General features: G+C 59.6%; 18 protein-coding genes. 15 read left to right on the forward strand and 3 right to left on the reverse strand.

The window, feature by feature from the left end; genetic code table 11:
* The first annotated feature begins 127 nt into the window (after positions 1-127).
* From CO667_RS11765 to CO667_RS11810, 10 genes are all read left to right on the forward strand, one after another.
* A complete protein-coding gene (locus CO667_RS11765) occupies positions 128-1,096 on the forward strand; it encodes a helix-turn-helix domain-containing protein (RefSeq protein WP_097618537.1) in 969 nt (322 codons plus the stop codon).
* 126 nt (positions 1,097-1,222) lie between these two features.
* Positions 1,223-2,629, forward strand: a complete 1,407-nt coding sequence (locus CO667_RS11770) for an aldehyde dehydrogenase family protein (RefSeq protein ID WP_097618538.1) — start codon at positions 1,223-1,225, stop codon at positions 2,627-2,629.
* Positions 2,630-2,632: 3 nt separating this feature from the next.
* Entirely contained in the window at positions 2,633-4,228 is a 1,596-nt protein-coding gene (locus tag CO667_RS11775; RefSeq protein WP_097618539.1) for a GMC family oxidoreductase N-terminal domain-containing protein, read from the forward strand.
* A gap of 69 nt (positions 4,229-4,297) precedes the next feature.
* A complete protein-coding gene (locus CO667_RS11780; RefSeq protein WP_097618540.1) occupies positions 4,298-5,554 on the forward strand; it encodes an ABC transporter substrate-binding protein in 1,257 nt (418 codons plus the stop codon).
* Positions 5,555-5,637: 83 nt separating this feature from the next.
* Positions 5,638-6,504, forward strand: a complete 867-nt coding sequence (locus CO667_RS11785; RefSeq protein WP_097618541.1) for a branched-chain amino acid ABC transporter permease — start codon at positions 5,638-5,640, stop codon at positions 6,502-6,504.
* Positions 6,501-7,538 (forward strand): branched-chain amino acid ABC transporter permease, encoded by a 1,038-nt coding sequence (locus CO667_RS11790; RefSeq protein WP_179874119.1) that lies wholly within the window; start codon positions 6,501-6,503, stop codon positions 7,536-7,538. Before CO667_RS11785 ends, CO667_RS11790 begins: the two co-directional genes overlap by 4 nt.
* The gene (locus CO667_RS36355) at positions 7,535-8,239 is read left to right on the forward strand and encodes an ATP-binding cassette domain-containing protein (RefSeq protein ID WP_097618542.1); all 705 of its coding nucleotides are present in this window, start codon (positions 7,535-7,537) and stop codon (positions 8,237-8,239) included. Before CO667_RS11790 ends, CO667_RS36355 begins: the two co-directional genes overlap by 4 nt.
* 1 nt (position 8,240) lies before the next feature.
* Positions 8,241-8,978, forward strand: a complete 738-nt coding sequence (locus CO667_RS11800) for an ABC transporter ATP-binding protein (RefSeq protein WP_097618543.1) — start codon at positions 8,241-8,243, stop codon at positions 8,976-8,978.
* A complete protein-coding gene (locus CO667_RS11805) occupies positions 8,975-9,691 on the forward strand; it encodes an SDR family oxidoreductase (RefSeq protein ID WP_097618544.1) in 717 nt (238 codons plus the stop codon). Before CO667_RS11800 ends, CO667_RS11805 begins: the two co-directional genes overlap by 4 nt.
* Before the next feature lie 10 nt (positions 9,692-9,701).
* The gene (locus CO667_RS11810; RefSeq protein ID WP_097618545.1) at positions 9,702-10,643 is read left to right on the forward strand and encodes a helix-turn-helix domain-containing protein; all 942 of its coding nucleotides are present in this window, start codon (positions 9,702-9,704) and stop codon (positions 10,641-10,643) included.
* 21 nt (positions 10,644-10,664) lie between these two features.
* Here the strand turns inward: CO667_RS11810 and CO667_RS11815 are convergent, their stop codons facing one another.
* From CO667_RS11815 to CO667_RS11825, 3 genes are read right to left on the reverse strand one after another with little or no spacing between them, the layout of a single operon-like run.
* The gene (locus CO667_RS11815; protein WP_017968736.1) at positions 10,665-11,054 is read right to left on the reverse strand and encodes a nuclear transport factor 2 family protein; all 390 of its coding nucleotides are present in this window, start codon (positions 11,052-11,054) and stop codon (positions 10,665-10,667) included.
* A gap of 9 nt (positions 11,055-11,063) precedes the next feature.
* Positions 11,064-11,843, reverse strand: a complete 780-nt coding sequence (locus CO667_RS11820; protein ID WP_097618546.1) for a MoaF C-terminal domain-containing protein — start codon at positions 11,841-11,843, stop codon at positions 11,064-11,066.
* A 13-nt stretch (positions 11,844-11,856) separates the two neighbouring features.
* On the reverse strand, positions 11,857-12,642 hold the full coding sequence (locus tag CO667_RS11825) for an SDR family oxidoreductase (RefSeq protein WP_097618547.1): 786 nt from the start codon (positions 12,640-12,642) through the stop codon (positions 11,857-11,859).
* 306 nt (positions 12,643-12,948) lie between these two features.
* On the opposite strand from CO667_RS11825, the gene CO667_RS11830 reads away from it, so the two are divergent.
* The 5 genes from CO667_RS11830 to CO667_RS11850 all read left to right on the forward strand — a co-directional run bounded on the left by CO667_RS11830 (position 12,949) and on the right by CO667_RS11850 (position 17,750).
* Positions 12,949-13,401, forward strand: coding sequence for a (2Fe-2S)-binding protein (locus CO667_RS11830; protein WP_097618548.1), 453 nt, complete (start codon positions 12,949-12,951; stop codon positions 13,399-13,401).
* A 14-nt stretch (positions 13,402-13,415) separates the two neighbouring features.
* Positions 13,416-15,572 (forward strand): molybdopterin cofactor-binding domain-containing protein, encoded by a 2,157-nt coding sequence (locus CO667_RS11835; protein ID WP_097618549.1) that lies wholly within the window; start codon positions 13,416-13,418, stop codon positions 15,570-15,572.
* Positions 15,573-15,578: 6 nt separating this feature from the next.
* On the forward strand, positions 15,579-15,953 hold the full coding sequence (locus tag CO667_RS11840; protein WP_097618550.1) for a cytochrome c family protein: 375 nt from the start codon (positions 15,579-15,581) through the stop codon (positions 15,951-15,953).
* A 176-nt stretch (positions 15,954-16,129) separates the two neighbouring features.
* Positions 16,130-17,104, forward strand: coding sequence for an XdhC family protein (locus tag CO667_RS11845; RefSeq protein WP_179874120.1), 975 nt, complete (start codon positions 16,130-16,132; stop codon positions 17,102-17,104).
* 46 nt (positions 17,105-17,150) lie between these two features.
* Positions 17,151-17,750 carry a nucleotidyltransferase family protein gene (locus CO667_RS11850; RefSeq protein WP_348627811.1) on the forward strand — a complete coding sequence of 200 codons (600 nt, stop codon included), beginning with the start codon at positions 17,151-17,153 and terminating at the stop codon, positions 17,748-17,750.
* Positions 17,751-17,782: the final 32 nt, after the last annotated feature.

A 17,782-nucleotide genomic window follows, 5' to 3' on the forward strand; every position in this document is an offset into this window, starting at 1 on the left:
TTGACAGCACGACGGATCTTCGACACTCTTCGATTTTACCAGTCTCAGGCGGTTGCCGCCTTTTTGCGCTTGTGGGAGATTTGCGCGAGACGGACATGTCGTTGACTGACACTGTTGGGAGGCAGAGTTGGAGCTCTTGAACAATCAGACCCTGATGCAACACGCATGGGCAACCGTTTCCTATGATCAATGGACCAGTGATCTCCAATCGATCTGCGGCAACTTCAATCCGAAAGCAGTGGAGAGCGTCAAGGCCGTAACGGGGGCAGCCCGGCGTATCGATGTCTGCGGTATGGAGTTCGCCCATGTTTCCAATGATCTCGATCGCGTCCATCGAGATTGGGATGACATTCGCCGAGACGCCAATGAACACCTTTTTCTCATCATGCAGCTCGAAGGGTCCTGTGGTCTCGAGCACGTCGGCCACCAGGCAGTCCTGGATGTCGGTGATTGCATTCTCGTCGACTCGACCCGGCCGACGACATTCCATTTCGGCGGGCAGTTCAGCAATCATCTGTCGCTGCATTTGCCGCGCCAGATCATGTATGCCGAAAGCCCGATCGATTTCGACATCGCCCGCAAACTGGAGGCCTTTGACCCGATGGCAATGATGCTGCGTGCGCTGGTGGCGAAGATCATGTCCAATTCGGCATCGGATGCCGCGTCTGCCAATCTGCGGCACCTGATGTTCAATGCGACGCGACAGGCCTTCGTCTCAAACGGCGACGCCATGTCCGCGCTCAACGACAGCGCTTCGCGGCGGCTGGAAATGGTCGACATACTGATCGACCGACACCTGACCGAGAGCGATCTCAGCGCCAAGTGGCTAGCGACACGGATCGGCGTATCCATCCGCACGCTGCAGCAGGATTTTCAAGGTATCGGCATGACCTGCACCACGGTCATCCGTGACAAGCGGTTACGCCTCGTGCGTGAAAAGATCGCACAGATCAAAGATCAAAAGAGCGCAAGAACGATTGCGGAAGTCGCCTATTCGGCCGGCTTCAATGATATTTCCTATTTCAATCGCAGCTTCAAGGATCTGTTCGACTGCGCGCCGACCGATCTGCTCAGACCGCTGTCAACCGCACAATAGCGCGACATGAATACTTGACGAGCCCACGACCTGTTGCGTTTCAAGCCAAGTCGTGGCGCGCTCCTGCCCAAGACGGTTTTCTTCTACCCCGCCATACTCCTTCCAAAGCTCAGGGAGGAGCCAATCGTGAAGCAGTACAGTCTGTTCATCGGCGGAACACGCATCGAGACCGCAAACTATGCCGACGTTCGCAACCCATCGACCGGCGAAGTCGTCGGTCAGATGCCGCTGGCGACGTCGGCGGATCTCGACCATGCCGTTGCCGCAGCCTCAGTCGCCTTTCGCACTTGGAGCCAGGCGTCGGAAGAAGAGCGCCAGGCAGCCTGTCGCGCCATTGCCGAAAAGATCGCAGCCAATGGCGAGGAACTTGCACGCCTTTTGACGCTGGAGCAGGGCAAGCCTCTCAATGGTCTCGGTTCCCGGTTTGAAATAGGCGGTGCACTTGCGTGGACACGCCATACGGCAGAGCTGAATCTGCCAATCGAAATTCTGCAGGACGACAATGAAGGGCGTGTCGAATTGCATCGCAAGCCGATTGGCGTCGTCGGTTCGATCACACCCTGGAACTGGCCGGTGATGATCGCTTGCTGGCATATCGTGCCAGCGGTGCGAGCCGGCAATACGGTCATCATCAAGCCGTCGCCGCTGACGCCACTTTCGACGATCCGTCTTGTCGAGATCATGAATGAAGTGCTGCCGCCCGGCGTCGTCAATGTCATCACCGGCGAAAACAGCATTGGTGCAGCACTTTCCGCCCATGACGGCATCGCCAAGATGACCTTCACAGGCTCGACCGAGACCGGCAAGAAGGTCATGGCTTCGGCTGTCGCGACGTTGAAACGCCTGACGCTCGAGCTTGGCGGCAATGATGCCGGTATCGTGCTTCCCGATGCCGATCCTGCGCAGATCGCCGAGGGCCTGTTCTGGGGAGCCTTCATCAACAACGGCCAGACCTGCGCGGCGCTGAAGCGCCTTTATGTGCACGACAGCATTTATGAAGACGTCTGCGCACGGCTTGCCGACTACGCCGGCAGGATCGTGATCGGCGACGGCCTTGACGAAACCAGCATTCTTGGCCCGATCCAGAACGAAATGCAGTTCAACAAAGTTCGCGAACTCGTCGATGATGCGCGCGCCAATGGCGGCCGAATTCTCGCCGGCGGCACGCCGATCGATCGGCCGGGTTACTTCTATCCGATCACGCTTGTTGCCGACGTCGATCATGGTGTTCGTCTCGTCGACGAAGAGCAGTTCGGGCCGGCACTGCCGATCATTCGCTATACCGATATCGATGAGGTCATCGCTCGCGCCAACACCAATCCCGCCGGGCTTGGCGGCTCTGTCTGGTCGGCGGACGCCGAAAAGGCCAAGCGCTATGCAATGCAGCTCGAATGCGGCTCGGTATGGATCAACAAGCACGGAACGATCCAGCCGAACGCCCCCTTCGGCGGCGTCAAACAATCGGGCATCGGTGTCGAGTTCGGCGCCGAAGGGCTGAAGGAATTTACCACGATCCAGACGGTGTTGAGCTGAGCCATGACGAACTTCGACTATATCATCGTCGGTGGCGGATCGTCCGGCTGCGTGCTGGCAAACCGGCTCTCCGAGAACTCGGCCAACAAGGTTCTGCTGATCGAATCCGGCCGGCGTGACGCCGACCCCTGGATCCATATTCCAGCGACTTTCTTCAAGGTTCTTGGCAAGGGCGTCGACATTCACCCCTACGCATCCGAACCAGAGAAAGGCCTGAACGGCCGCCCTTGCATTACCCCGCAAGGAAATGTGCTTGGCGGAGGCAGTTCCGTCAATGCGATGATCTACATCCGTGGCAACAAGAACGACTATGATACCTGGTCGCAGATGGGGTGTCACGGCTGGTCCTACGACGATGTGCTGCCGGCCTTCCGGTCACTTGAGAACAACGAGAGCCTCAATGGCGAGTTCCATGGCCGGAAGGGTGGCCTGCACGTCTCGAACCCCCGTCACCGTCATCCGCTGAGCGAAGCCTTCGTTCAGGCTGCGACGGAAATCGGCATCCCGTATAATCCGGATTTCAACGGCGCCAGTCAGGAAGGCGTCGGATTCTACCAGAGCACGACTTACAAAGGGCGTCGTTGGAGTTCCGCGCAGGCGTTTCTGCGCGACGCGGAGACACGGCCGAACGTCACGGTCCTGACCGAACGAAAGGTCGCCCGCATCCTGTTCGAAGGCCGGCGGGCGACGGGTGTGGCGTTGCAGGACGGGACCATATTCACCGCTTCCAAGGAAATCGCCCTGACAGCGGGTGCGATCGCGACACCCAAGATTCTGCAGCTTTCGGGCATTGGCGAGGCCGAGCATCTCCGCTCTCACGGCATCAATGTGGTGGCGGACCTGCCAGGCGTCGGCGCAAACTATCAGGATCATCTCGAAGTGCCGGTTCAAGGCGAAACGCACGAGCCGATCTCCATTCTCGGACATGACAGCGGGATTCGCGCGGTCGGACATATGGCGCGCTACCTGCTGTCGCATCGCGGCCTGCTTGCCTCGAACGTCGTCGAATGCGGTGGTTTCGTCGATACTGCAGGTACGGGCCAGCCGGATGTTCAGTTCCATGTCCTGCCAGTTCTGGTGGGCTTCGTCGATCGCGATCCCGAGCCCGGTCATGGTCTCAGCATCGGGCCCTGCTACCTCAGGCCGCGCTCGCGCGGCACCATTCGCCTAAGAAGTACTAATCCGAACGACAGGGCGGATTTCAACGCCAATCTTCTCTCCGACCCGGCTGACCTCGATACGCTCGTGCGTGGCGTCGAGACAGCGATCCGCATTCTGGATGCGCCAGCACTTGCCAAGCTGGTCAAGCGACGCATCCTGCCGAAGCCGGGGGTCGAAAACGATCCCGCGGCATTGCGCGACTATATCCGACAGACTGCCAAGACCGTTTTCCATCCGGCGGGCACGGCGCGTATGGGCCGAGCAGACGATCCGATGGCGGTCGTCGGAGCCGATCTGAAGGTGCGCGGCGTCGAAGGGCTGAGGGTATGCGACGCGTCGGTGATGCCGACGCTGGTATCGGGCAACACCAACGCTCCGGTGATGATGATCGCAGCCCGCGCCGCCGCCTTCATGACAGGCAAGGCGATCGCCGGCTGAGGCAGGGGTTCCACGATGGAAGACGTCCGCGGGGAGTGCGGACAGCAACGAAAACTGGAGGAGGAAACGATGAGAATAGATATGAGGGGGCTGGTCGTCGGTCTAGGCCTGACGCTACTTTCGGCGTTCAGTGCCCATGCAGCTGCGTCCTGCGGAGACAATACCGGCAAACCGGCGACCGGCGAGCCAATCGTCATCGGTGCGATAACCGGCAAAACCGGTCCGGACGATTTTTCGAACTCGACCAGGGCCGCCAAGGCTTATTTCGACTGCTTGAACGCCAATGGCGGGATCAAGGGGCGACCTGTCAAATATCTGGTGGAAGACGATCAGTGGAATCCCGAGACGGCCGCTCAGCTGGCCGCCAAGCTCGTCAACGATGAGAAGGCGGTGCTGATGGTAGGCAATTCGAGCTTTGTCGAATGTGGCGCAAATGCCGATTTCTACAAGAAATCCGGCATCGTCGTCGTCGCTGGCGTCGGTGTTCCTCGCGAATGCTTCTTTGCCGAGAACTACGCTGCCACGAATGCCGGACCGCGCGTCTCCACGCTGGGCGCCATGGGCTATGCATTGGATCATCTCAAGGCGAAGTCGGTCGTTTGCATCGGTCCGAACATCCCGAACGTCGGTACGTGGTCCTGCGAAGGTATTGCATCGCTGGCCAAGGAAAAAGGCTTTACGGCCGAAACGATCCTGATGGATCCCGGTACGGCCGACTCGACCTCGACCATACTGCAAGCCGCGGCTTCCAGGCCTGATGTGATTATCCTCGCCCTTCCCAAGGGCGTCACAATCCCGCTTCTGACCGCGGCCGAGGAACAGGGGCTCAATCAGACCATCAAATTCCTGAGTGCAGCGTCGGCTTACGATCTTTCGGTGCCCGGCACGATCGGCGCAGGCTGGGATGGAAACTTCTATGTCAACATGGAGTTCAACGATCTTGAGGCCGCGACGCCCGACAATCAGAACTGGCTTGCCGTCATGGATCAATATGGCCAGCCTTCCGATCCGCGCGACACGTTCGCCCAGGCCGGATATCTTGCCGCCCGCATTGCGGAAAAGGCACTGACGTCACTCGATCCCAAGGACATCACGCGCGAAAGCACCAGCGCCGCTGTCCGGCAGGTCAAGGGCTTTGCCAGCGATATTTTCTGTGCGCCCTGGTATTTCGGCGATGGTCAGCCGCGCCACAATGCGAATTCAACGACGCGCATGGCGGTCAGCGAAGGCGGCAAGTGGAAGGTGATTTCCGATTGCGCACCATCACCCGATCCGGAATTGGCCGACATCCGCGCCTTTGAAAAGAGCGCCGGATTTGCTCCGTAAATCGAGGCATCACGCATCATCCCGTGGTCTGGGCCACGGGATGATGCTCGCCGTCTCCTCGGCCGCAACATCGGAATCGGCTCATGACCTTCTTACCTTTTCTCATATCGGGTCTCGGAATTGGGGCCGTCTATGCCCTCTCAGGCGTCGGCCTCGTCGTTCTTTTCCGCGCGACCGGGGTACTCAACTTCGCCTTCGGCGCGTTTGGTGCTATCGGCGCGCACTGCGCCTGGCAGCTTCTCGAATGGAAAATGCCGCTCGCCGTTGCTATCCTGGCAGCCGTCGTGGTGTCCACGGCAATAAGCTTCCTTTACGGGCGCATCTTCGCACCCATGCTGTCGCATCGCGACACGGTCGTGCGTGCCGTCGGGACATTGGCGCCGGCCCTGGTGCTAATCGCCTTGATGGGAATTATCTGGGGTGAGCTGCCGCGTCGCCTGCAGTTTCCGACCGATCAGATGTTCGTTTCCCTCTTCGGCGTTCGCCTGACCTACACGCGCATCATCGCCATCCTGCTTGCAGTCGTCATGGTCGGCGCGATCACGCTGCTGCTCAATCGAACGCGCCTTGGCCTTGACATGCGAGCCTTGGCGAACGACCGCGACCTGAGCGCAATCCTCGGTGTTCGCATCCTCTACACCGAGACGGCCGCCTGGGTCATTACTGGCGTCTTCTCCGGTTTTGCCGGCCTGCTACTTGCCGACCTCGTCCGCCTCCAGGGCACGTTCCTGACGTTGTTGGTGATCCCGGCGATCGCCGCCGCAATTCTCGGTCAATTGCGCTCGCTTTGGGAAACGGCTGTCGCCGGGCTTCTAATCGGCATTGCCGAAGCTGCGCTCACTCCGCTCGGCTGGATATCGCCCTATCGCGCTGCCGCGCCCTTCATTATCGCGCTCGTCGCGGTCACTATTTTGGGGAGTACGGCCAAGGCCGTGTTGAAGGACCGATGATGACTTCGCAGCAGACGATACAGGCATTACCGGAACGCGTCCCGGTGACGCGCTTTCCCAAACAGCTTCTCCAGGTTCCCGCGACGATGGCGCTGTTTGCCGCCGTGGTCATGTGCTTTGCCAATTCCTATTGGCTCTCGGCGGCGACGTCTGCGGTGGCGCTGTCGCTCTCGGTGGCGGGTCTGGCGATCCTTTATGGGCAGCTCGGCCTCGTCTCGCTTTGCCAATTCGCGCTCGTCGGGGTTGGCGGCTGGGTAACGCTTCGTGTCGGCCATGCCTTTCACCCGCCGTTCGAAGTCAGCCTTCTGGCCGGAGGTATCATCGCTTCCGTGGTCGGCCTCGCCTTCGGCTTGCCGGCGCTGCGCCTGAGAGGGCTGTATCTTGCCCTTGTCACGTTGATGCTGGCGGGCGCCTTCCAGATCATCATCAGCGCCTGGGGATTTCCAGACGGCGGCGACGGTTTCCTCGGCCGCGCCGACGGTTCCGGCCGCGCCATGTTGCCTCGGCCTGAGATTGCCGAGGGAGCGGTCGGCTATTTCCTCTATGTTTGCCTTGCCGCGACGATCGCTCTGTTGATCGCACAATGGCACAAGTTGGGACGACCCGGCCGCGCCTGGGCTCTGATCCGCAAAGGCGAGACGGTTGCCATTGCAAGCGGCGTTAATGTCCTGACTTACAAGGCGTGGGCGTTTGCGCTTAGCGGCTTCCTCGCAGGCGTTGCCGGTGCACTTCTGGCCGGAAACGTCGGTCAGCTCGATGGTCGTGCCTTTGGCGCCTTCGAGAGCCTGAACCTCTTTGCGCTGGCGATCGTCGGCGGCGTCTACAACTGGTACGGTGCGCTGATTGCCGGTCTGTTGCTGCGAGCGGTGCCGGCGCTGCTGACCGATCTCGGCATTGATGGATATGTGACCATCGGTATTTTCGGTGTCGCGCTGTTCCAGGCATTGGCCACCGCACCATCCGGCATTGCCGGGCAGATCGCCTCGCTGATCACCCGGCTTCAATTCCGTTCGGCAAAGGAGAGCGCGCGATGATCGCCATCGACAATCTCGTCGTCCAGTTCGGCGGCGTCAGGCCGATCAATGAATTGACCGCAACACTCGCCGCGCCGATTGCCGGCCTGATTGGCCCGAACGGTGCGGGCAAGACGACCCTCCTCAATGTTCTCTCCGGTTTTGTCACGCCGGCTCAAGGCAGCGTTGCGCTGAATGGCGATCAACTCCTTCATCTCGCTCCGTTGCAGCGCGTGCGTGCCGGCCTCCGCCGGTCCTTCCAGACGGAGCAGGTCGTCGAGGACCTGACAGTGTCGGGCAATCTCGCCGCGATTGCGGATCATGTGTTGGCACCACTCCATCGCAGTGCGGCTGTCGATGCCGCCCTTGCCTTTATCGGCCTTCGCAGCGTAACCGATAAGCTTGGCCAGTCGCTCAATCTGTTCCAGCGCCGTTTGGTCGAGCTTGGCAAATGCGTAATCGGCAATCCTAAACTCATTTTGCTCGATGAGCCAGCAGCTGGCCTGACCGAAGAGGAGGGCGGCATGTTTCGCGAGCTCGTCTTGCGCATCCCCGCCGAAGTCGGGGCGCAAGTGTTGGTGATCGATCATGACGTCGAACTCATTCGCGCCATGTGCAGCGAGACGATGGTGCTCGATTATGGAAAGCTGCTGGCGCTGGGGCCAACGGAAATCGTGCTTGCCGACCCGAACGTCCGTCGCGCCTATCTGGGGGAATTCTGAGATGGTAGCGATCTCATCCGTGGTCGTCGAAAACCTCGCCGTCGAGCGCGGTGGCAAAAGGGTCATTCACGGTCTCTCCTTTGCAATACGGCGCGGAGAAATCACGGCATTGCTGGGAGCAAACGGCGCCGGCAAATCCAGCACGGTCATGGCGCTCGCTGGCGTTCTGCCTGTCGCTCATGGCGCGATACGGCTCGACGCTATGTCACTAAAAGGGCTTTCGCCCGATCGCATACGCCGGGCCGGCCTGGCGCTGGTGCCGGAGGGGCATCGGGTGCTCGGCCAGCTCTCGGTGGAAGACAACATTCTCGTTGCCGCGCTCGACGGGTCGACATCCGCCCGCCGCGAGGGGCTCGAAACAGCCTACGAGATATTTCCGGAACTTGCCCAGCGCAAACGCCAGCTGGCTTCCGATCTCTCAGGGGGGCAGAAGCAGATGGTCGCGATGGCACAAGCATTCATCGCCAAGCCGGGCTTCATGGTGGTCGATGAGCTTTCGCTTGGGCTGGCGCCGACTGTCGTCAAACGGCTGGCGGAAGCTCTGAAGATGGCGGTCCAAAACGGCATTGGTGTGCTTCTGATCGAACAATTCGCCAATCTTGCTCTCGATCTTGCCGACCACGCGATGGTCATGGAGCGCGGTCGGCTGGTCTATGACGGTGCCTCCGCAACGTTGAAGGCCAATCCCGAAATCCTGCACGGCGCCTATCTCGCCAGTGATCTCAAGGAGAGACGATGACCTTTGCCAATGATCTTTTTGCCGGCCGCACGGTCGTCATTCCCGGCGGAACATCGGGCATTGGGGCTGCGACGGCTGAGCGTTTTGCTGCGCTCGGTGCCCGGGTCGTCTGCTGCGGCCTCGGCGCCGCCGGCGGACCACGCAGCGAGCGGATCGAGAGCCGGGACATCAACGTCCTTCAGCCCGGCGCTCTCAACGATTTCTTCGCGAGCCTCAATCAGATTGATGTGCTCGTGAACTGCACCGGCGTCAGCCGCGATCGCGACGAATGGAAGAAAGAGAAGTTCGATGAGGTCATAGCAATCAACCTGACGTCTGTCATGGATTGTTGTCGCTTGGGCCGCAGCCGGATGAAATCCGGTTCGTCCATCATCAACATTGCGTCCATGTATTCGACGTTCGGCGCGGCCGATCGGCCAGGTTATTCGGCCAGCAAGGGAGCGATCGTACAACTGACAAAGTCGCTGGCGCAGGAATTTGCGGCGGAGAATATCCGCGTGAATGCTGTCGCGCCGGGCTGGATCGTAACGCCGCTGAGCCGAGCATTGTTTGCCGATGACGTCGTTTCGGCGCCGATCAGAAACCGCATACCGGCGGGACGATGGGGCGAGGCAGCGGAAGTCGCCGACGCGATCGTCTTCCTGTCGTCCGAGGCAGCACGCTACATAACCGGCGTCTGCCTTCCGGTCGACGGCGGCTACCTGACCTCATGAGGAAGACAGCATGGAACCGGTTTTCTCATCCGTCAACGTTGCAGGGGGAAGGGATTTTCCGAGCGTTGCCCGCAGCTTGTTCGGCAATGTGCGGCTCGATTTTCAATCGGGTGATGAAGATCAAAGCAGGCTGTTGTCGGCAATGCTCGGCACATGCCGTCTGACGCTGCTGGAAGCCGATACGCACACGGTTTTTGGCGATCGCGTGACCCTCGGCTCGGACACTCCCGATGCCATCAAATTGGTTTTCCAGACACATGGCTTTTCGTCCCTCAACCAAAATGGCCGTAGTGTTCCCGTCGGCGCCGGCGCGAGCATCATGTATGATCCAAGCCGTCCCTATGTGCTGACCAATAGAACGGCTGTCCGCCTGCTTCTCCTGCAATTGCCGCGTCGCGCGCTTCCAGTTCAAGCGGTCAACCGGCTGATGGAGCCGTTTGTCGCCATGCCTGAACATGCGGGGATGCAGCGCATCCTACTTTCGCTGATGGATTCGACAATCCGGGAGATCGGCAGTTTGGACGACACGGCACGTGCCAGCCTCGGCCAGACGATGATCGAGCTCGTTCGCACGATGATCGGCGTCGATCCGCAACGGGAACGATCAAGCGCCCATTCCCTTGACCTGCTGCGTCGGCGTGTGAAGGACTTTGTCTCGGACCATATCTCGCGGCCCGATCTCGATGTCGGCATGATCGCGCGCCGTATGGGTTGTTCCATTCGCTACGTCTATCGTGCATTTGAGGCCGAGGGCACGACGCCGGCCGATCACATCTGGAGCCTGCGGCTGGAAAGAGCCGCGTCCCGACTACGGGACGCTACATGCCGCCCGGGCGCAATATCGGAGATTGCCTTTGCGCTTGGGTTTTCTTCGAGCGCGCATTTCTCCCGGGCGTTTCGTGGCCGCTATGCGCTTTCGCCCTCCGATTGGCGAAAGGGCGGCCCGGCGTGAATCCGCGAGGCCGCCACGCGTTTATCGCATTGCGTCCGCCACACGCAGCGTGTCGGTGAATTGCTCGAAGCGCCGGATCTTGCCGTCTGCGACGCTCCAGACGTGAACGACACGCGCCTTGAAGGACTTGCCGGTCTGTCTGTAAGTCCCGGCATAATCACCGATTCCGATCACGTCGCTGCCTGCGTCCAGCAGCCGTTCCAGGGCGAACGTGTAGCCGTCGAAGGCTTCTCCGAGTGCGAAGAAAACGTTTTTGAAAACCTCTTGCGGACCGACATAGGTGCCGGCACAGGGAAAGCCATCCATTTCCGTCCATCGGCAATCGGCGGCGATGTCGGCAAGCATGCCGTCCATATCCCGGCGCGCGTTGGCGTCGTAGTGTGCCTTCACGATTTCATAGGCTGTGCGCATCGTTCTGCCTCAAACTGGTTCCTGCCCCGGGAGATAGTAGGTCATCGATGCCTTGCGGATGAAGGCGCCGGCTGGGCTGTTCTGGATATGGCCATCACCAGTGATGCCAAGGAATTTGCCTGTCGAACGCATATCCTTGAAATTGTAGAAGAATGTCGAGGCGACAGCGATCTTGAATTCCCGGAAGGTGAAGATGTACTGGTCCTCGTCGAACTTATAGGTGGTCGTCAGGTCGACGTCACCGTGCCCCCGTTGCACGCCGACAAGGCATTGCCACGCATAGCGTTGCGACGAGAGATAGGTATGTTCGTAGACGTGGTTCGGGCTATAGGTGAAATGCGCCCTCAGCCCGATCAGGTCGCGGCTTTCGGCGGGAACCGGTCCGCTGACCGCACCGCCTTCGAGAATACCGGGTCGGAAAATCTGCGCCACCTGCGGCTCGCCGACAGATTCCTCTTTTTCGCGCACAATCGAATAGATCGAGAGAACGCGGCGGCTGGAAACGTTCAGGATCAAGGTCTCGGCTTCTTTGGGTCGACCCGCGAAAATGACTTCGACGAAGAAGGTGTCGGGTGCGACCTCGATGACTTCGACCTTGTCGGTTGCGCTGTCATCGCCGTCCGACCATTGCACATTGTTATCGTGGAAGGTGAGTTCGAGTTTGCGGCCATCGTCAAAAGCAATCTTGTGGGATGAGCCGGAAAGGGCATTCGTCGCCGGCAGTCGGTTCGCATCGATCCCGTATGCGAACTGATCGTAAGTTTTCCAATCTTTCGGATTCTGGTTCATTGTTGTCTCCTCCTCAGGTAAATGCGAGCGTGGGCAGATCGACGGTCCCGGCTCCGCCGTCGACGGTCAGGATGGCGCCGTTGACCATCGCGGCTTCCGCCGAGGCCAGGAAGCAGACCGCATTGGCGACATCTTCAGGCTTTGCGGGGCAGCCAAGCGGCACGTCCTTCGTCACCAGGGCATAAGCGTCCTCGATGTTCTTCAGCTTGAATTTTTCCATGATGAATTCCATCTGCTCGTCGGCCATCGCGGTCGTCACCCAGCCGGGGCAGACGGTGTTGGTCCTCACGCCAAGACGGCCGTAGTCCCGAGCCAGCGACTTCGCTAGGCCGATACACGCATGTTTCATGGTGACGTAGCCTGCGGCATCCGGACCGGCAAAAAGCCCCGCTATCGAGGCAAGTACGACGATATTACCTTTGCTCTCGATCAAATGCGGAAGCGTTTCGCGCGCACTGACGAAGGCCGTGTTGAGGTTGAGCCTGGTCGCCAGATCCCAAGTCTCGTCCGACATACTGACAGTAGGGCCGACACCATGGCCGCCGGCATTGGCCACGAGAATATCCAGGCTGCCGAACTGCTCGGCGACGGCAACGACCGCAGCCTTCATGCTGGTGCCGTCAGCTGCATCGGCTACAACGACCGCGGCTCCGATCTCTTCGGCAACGGCGTGAAGTGGGTCCGGACGCCGCCCCACGAGCGCGACGTTTCCGCCTTCCAAGCGAATGCGGCGCGCGACCGCCGCTCCAATCCCTGTTCCTCCGCCCGTAATCAAGGCGGTCTTGTTCTTGAAGCGCATGAAATCTCCTCTCACCCTAGAGGAAACATCATGGCCGAAAACGGCGCAGCCGTCGTGCCTACCTCTGCAGTTAGTTTTGACTGAGAGTGCACAGATGGTGGTGGGTGCCGATCCGATGAGTCTCGGCGAACCGGGCGACGCGCAATTTTGGAGTTTCTGCGTGGCGACCTTAGCCCTTAATCGAAGACCTCCAGTTTTCCCAGCCACTGTTCAGCGTAGCTATACACCCAGTGCACGGATAGCACGTTTATCTTTGCCAATGATCAAGCCATCTTTGCCAAGCAAGAGGTAAGCCGGAGCATGCCTATGACTTTTTCAGTCCAAATCAACGGACGTACCCACGTGGTCGACGTGGACGGCGACACTCCACTGCTGTGGGTTCTGCGTGATGTGCTCGGCATGACTGGCACCAAGTTTGGATGCGGCCAAGCGCTTTGTGGCGCCTGCACCGTTCACGTCGACAGTGCTCCGACACGTTCATGTATCACTCCGATAGAAATGGTGGGAGACAGCCAGATCACCACGATCGAAGCTTTGGATACGCTTGCGCACGGCAAGGCGCTTCAGGAGGCCTGGATTCAGCTTGAGGTCCCACAATGTGGTTACTGTCAGTCGGGGCAGCTGATGTCCGCCGCCGCGCTGCTAACCGAAAACCCCAAACCGACCGACGAGGACATCAACGATGCCATGTCGGGAAATGTCTGCCGCTGCGGGACCTATCAGCGCATTCGCGCCGCCATTAAACAGGCAAGCGCGTGAGGGGAGAGAAGATCATGTCTAACAGCACTCTCGGCTCTCGATTGGATCGGCGCCAATTCCTCAAGGCCAGCGCTGCAATGGGGAGCGGTCTTGTGGTCAACCTCACTCTCGGCCCTGCTTCTGCCCTGGCCGCGGCCGACTTTGTGCCCAACGCATTCATTCGTATCGACCGCGAAGGAGCGGTCACGTTTGTCATGCCGCAAGTGGAAATGGGCCAAGGTATCTACACTGCGCAAGCGATGTTGCTCGCCGAGGAACTTGAAGTCGCCCTTGATGCCGTAAAGTTAGAACCTGCACCCGTTGACGAGTCGCTCTACGGCCATCCGATGCTCCGACGTCAAATGACAGGCGGTTCCACGTCGATACGCGCATTCTGGACGCCCTTGCGTATGGCGGGAGCGAAGGCCCGTACCTTACTCATTCGGGCAGCCGCCAAGGATTGGAATATTGATCCTGCCACATGCCGCGCCCAGCTGGGTTTCGTTATCGACCAGAGTGGAACGCGAAAACTGGCCTACGGGGAATTGATCGACGTTGCCGCGTCACTTCCTGAGCCGTCACCGGACACCGTAAAGCTCAAGGCTCCCGGCGAATTCAAGCTCCTGGGGACCGCTGCAAAGCGGCTGGATACGCCTGGCAAGGTCAACGGATCTCTCAAGTACGGTATCGACGCGTTTCCTAATGGCACCAAGATAGCTGCGATTTCCGTCTCGCCCGTTCTCGGTGGGAAGCCCAAGTCCGTCGACGAACAGGCTGCGCTTAAGGTCAAGGGCGTACGACAGGTGGTGCTCACTGACAGCGCGGTGGCGGTCTTGGCGAATCATACCGGAGCGGCCAGAAAGGGGCTGGAGGCGGCGGCGATCGAGTGGGACGACGGCCCGAATGCCCAGGTGTCCAGCGCCGACATTAGACGACACCTGGATCAGGAATCCCTCAAACCCGGTGCCGTAGCGCGTAGCGAAGGCGACGTTGCGAAAGGACTGGACAACGCGGTGGCGCGGGTCGAGGCCATATATCAACTGCCCTTTCTTTCCCACGCGGCAATGGAGCCGATGAACTGCACCGTTCACGTACGGGAGGACTCGTGCGAGCTTTGGGTCGGAACCCAGAATCTCTCCGCGGCCAAACAAGCGGCAGCCACGGTTACGGGACTGGCGCCCGAAAGTATCATTATCAACAATCACATTGTTGGCGGCGGGTTCGGACGCCGCCTCGAGGTCGACGGCATCACCCATGCTGTCAAGGTGGCAATGCAGGTTAAAGGGCCGGTGAAGGTCATCTGGAGTCGCGAGGAAGATATCCAGCACGGCTATTACCGGCCGTACTACTATGATCGAATGTCAGGCGGGATCGATGCCGACGGAAACCCAGTCGCTTGGAAGCATCGCGTTTCCGGATCTTCGATCTTCGCTCGAATTGCGCCAGGCGCGATGCAGAACGGCGTTGATCCCGATGGGGTAGAGGGGGCGGCCCATCCTCCCTACAAGCTCCCAGCGATACACGTCGAATTCAAGCAGGTCGAACCGCAGGGCGTTCTCACAAGCTGGTGGCGTGGTGTCGGCCCCTCGCACAATGTGTTCATGGTCGAAAGCTTCGTTGATGAACTTGCCGCTGCCGCCAAGGCCGATCCAGTCGAGTACCGCAAACGGCTCCTTACGGAAAACCCGCGCGCGCTAAAAGTGTTAGAGCTGGCCGCGGAGAAGGCTGAGTGGGGCAAACCAATGCCGAGCCGGCGGGGCCGTGGGGTCGCCGTGCAATTCGCATTCGGCACTTACCTCGCAATGATTGCCGACGCCACTGTGGGAGCGGACGGCACTGTCCGGGTTTCACGCATCGTCACAGTTGTGGACTGCGGTTTGACCGTGAATCCGGATACGATCGCGGCGCAGATGGAAGGCGGCGCCCTCTATGGTCTGACGGCGGCTCTCTACGGCGCTATCACGCTGAAGGACGGTCGTGTCGAACAGAGCAATTTCGACAACTACCAGCCGCTACGCATCGAAGAAGCGCCTCACATTGAAACTCACATCGTTCCAAGCGCCGAGCCCCCGGGAGGAATAGGCGAAGCTGCAACCTCGACAGTCTTCCCGGCGGTCACCAACGCCATCTTCGCGGCTGTCGGCAAGCGGGTGCGGACACTTCCGGTCAATACCGATGAGTTGAAGGCCTAGATTGTCATGCAGGTTCTGAGCGTCCTTATTTCAGTGTCGATTATTAGTCTCGTCTGCCCCGCAACAGTGCTCGCGGAAGGAGATGCCGCTCGTGGCAAGCAGCTCTTCAGCCGGTGTGCAGCTTGCCATTCGATCGAAGGGAAGAACAAGTCAGGGCCCGCCTTGAATGGCGTGTTCGGCAGAAAAGCCGGCGCTATGGAAGGCTATCGCTATTCGACAGCCCTCTTGAATTCGGCCGTCGTCTGGAGTGATGAAACGCTCGATGCCTTCTTGTCGGGACCGTCTAAAATGCTGCGGGGCACACGCATGACGACGAGTGTTTTGAGCGAGGCCGATCGTGCGGACATCGTAGCGTACCTCAAGACACTTCCCGCTCAGTGAGGTGGCATTATGATGCATCCGCTAAGCGTTGATGCGGTGTGAGGCCCGCCCTCCGCTACCGACCACGATATCCTTTAGATTTCGCTACCGCAAACACGCTCCAAGCTCGATCTTCTTTCAAGGAAGGACGCAACGTGCACATGGCCCCTATGAGTTGGGCATATCCCGAGTGGCCCATGTTTGGACTTAAGGACGACGCGTTGCAGTTTGCGCTCTCGAACTTGACCGGCGGGAGAAAAATTGCGCTCGCTACCATCATCCATTCCGATGGAGGAGGGCCACGCCCTGCGGGCACGCAGATGGCTTTTACGGATCGCCAGATGACGGGGTTTCTATCCGGCGGATGTATAGAGGCGGATGTCGCCCTTCATGCCAGGGCAGCGCTTCTTGATGGACACCCACGGAGATTGATCTATGGGCAAGGAAGCCCATTCCGCGACCTCCAACTTCAGTGCGGAGCCTCTATCACTATTGCGGTAGAGCGCGTTCTCCCCTCGGATCCCGTCGTTCATAGCCTCCTTGAAGCGATAGCGAGGCGAGAGGAAGTGATCTGGATTTCCGATGGCAGATCCAGGATAACTACTCCATGCCAGAGTGATCCGTCATTTCAGTTGGTTGGCGTCGAACAAAGTCATTTGGCGCCGCGGCAAGCAGGCCGGATCGACGCTGAGCGCTATTGGGTGCGATACCGCCCTCAAACAAGACTTATCGTCATAGGATCGGATCCGACCGCCCTCGCGATCGCGCAACTTGCAAAAGAGGCCGAATTCGAGGTCGTTTTCGTGCGGCCGCTTGGACCGAACTTGCCGCCCCCTATCGCGCCCCATCTCTATCGTACGACGAACCCTCAGAAAGTATTCGAAGAGTTCCGGCTTGATCATCGGACAGCTGTCATTTTTGCCAATCATGATTTCGAGGCCAGCAGAGAAGACGTGGCCCGAGCGCTGAGGTCGAAAGCCGGTTACGTTGGCATGGTGGGAGCTAGGAGGCAGCGCCCTGCGAAAGACAGGTGTTTAAGGGAGTTCGGGCTGAGCGAGGCAGAGATTGCCAAGTTCAAATCACCCGTTGGGCTGCCCGTCGGCAGATCAAGTCCCTTCGCCATTGCTATCTCTGTGATTGCGGAAGTTCTCCGCGTGATGAACGAGCATTGAAGGCGTGCCTTTGGTGGAGGGGTCTCAGAGTTCCCAAAACATCGAGGTGTCGATCATCTTGCTCTGCGCCGGCAGATCAACCCGCATGAGTGACAATCATCAGCACAAGCTCTTATGCGAATTCGATGGCGTATCGCTCGTTCGCAGGTCCGCGAGTGCCGCCAGCGCGAGCCAAGCCTCAACAGTCTTTGCGGTCACTGGTCACCGCCGTTTCGAGATAGAAGCCGCGCTCGAAGGGGTCGATATAGCGGTGATATTCAATCCGTTTTTTGGATCTGGCATTGCAAGCTCGATCACAGCGGGTTGGCGGGCCGCGCAGGCAGGCGGGGCCGACGGATGCCTCATCATGCTCGCGGACATGCCGTTCATATCGAGCTTCGATCTCGATCGACTGATCGCTGCTTTCAAAGAGGCGGGGGGACGTGCGATCGTGCAAGCTGCCGGGCAAGGAAGACCAGGCAATCCGGTGATCCTGCCAAGGTCGCTGCATCAGGGGATCTTAGAACTGCAGGGAGACCTCGGCGCCCGCGGGATCATCGGGCATTCCAAACTTGCTCGCATCCAAGTTGATATCGGGCAAGGTGCGCATATTGACGTTGACACTCCCGAGGCCATCGTTGCCGCAGGCGGCATGCTCAAGGGCTGACTTCACAACTTTCGCCAAACAGCTGCGCCGTT

This window comes from Rhizobium sp. L43, from assembly GCF_002531725.1.
Taxonomy (GTDB): domain Bacteria; phylum Pseudomonadota; class Alphaproteobacteria; order Rhizobiales; family Rhizobiaceae; genus Rhizobium.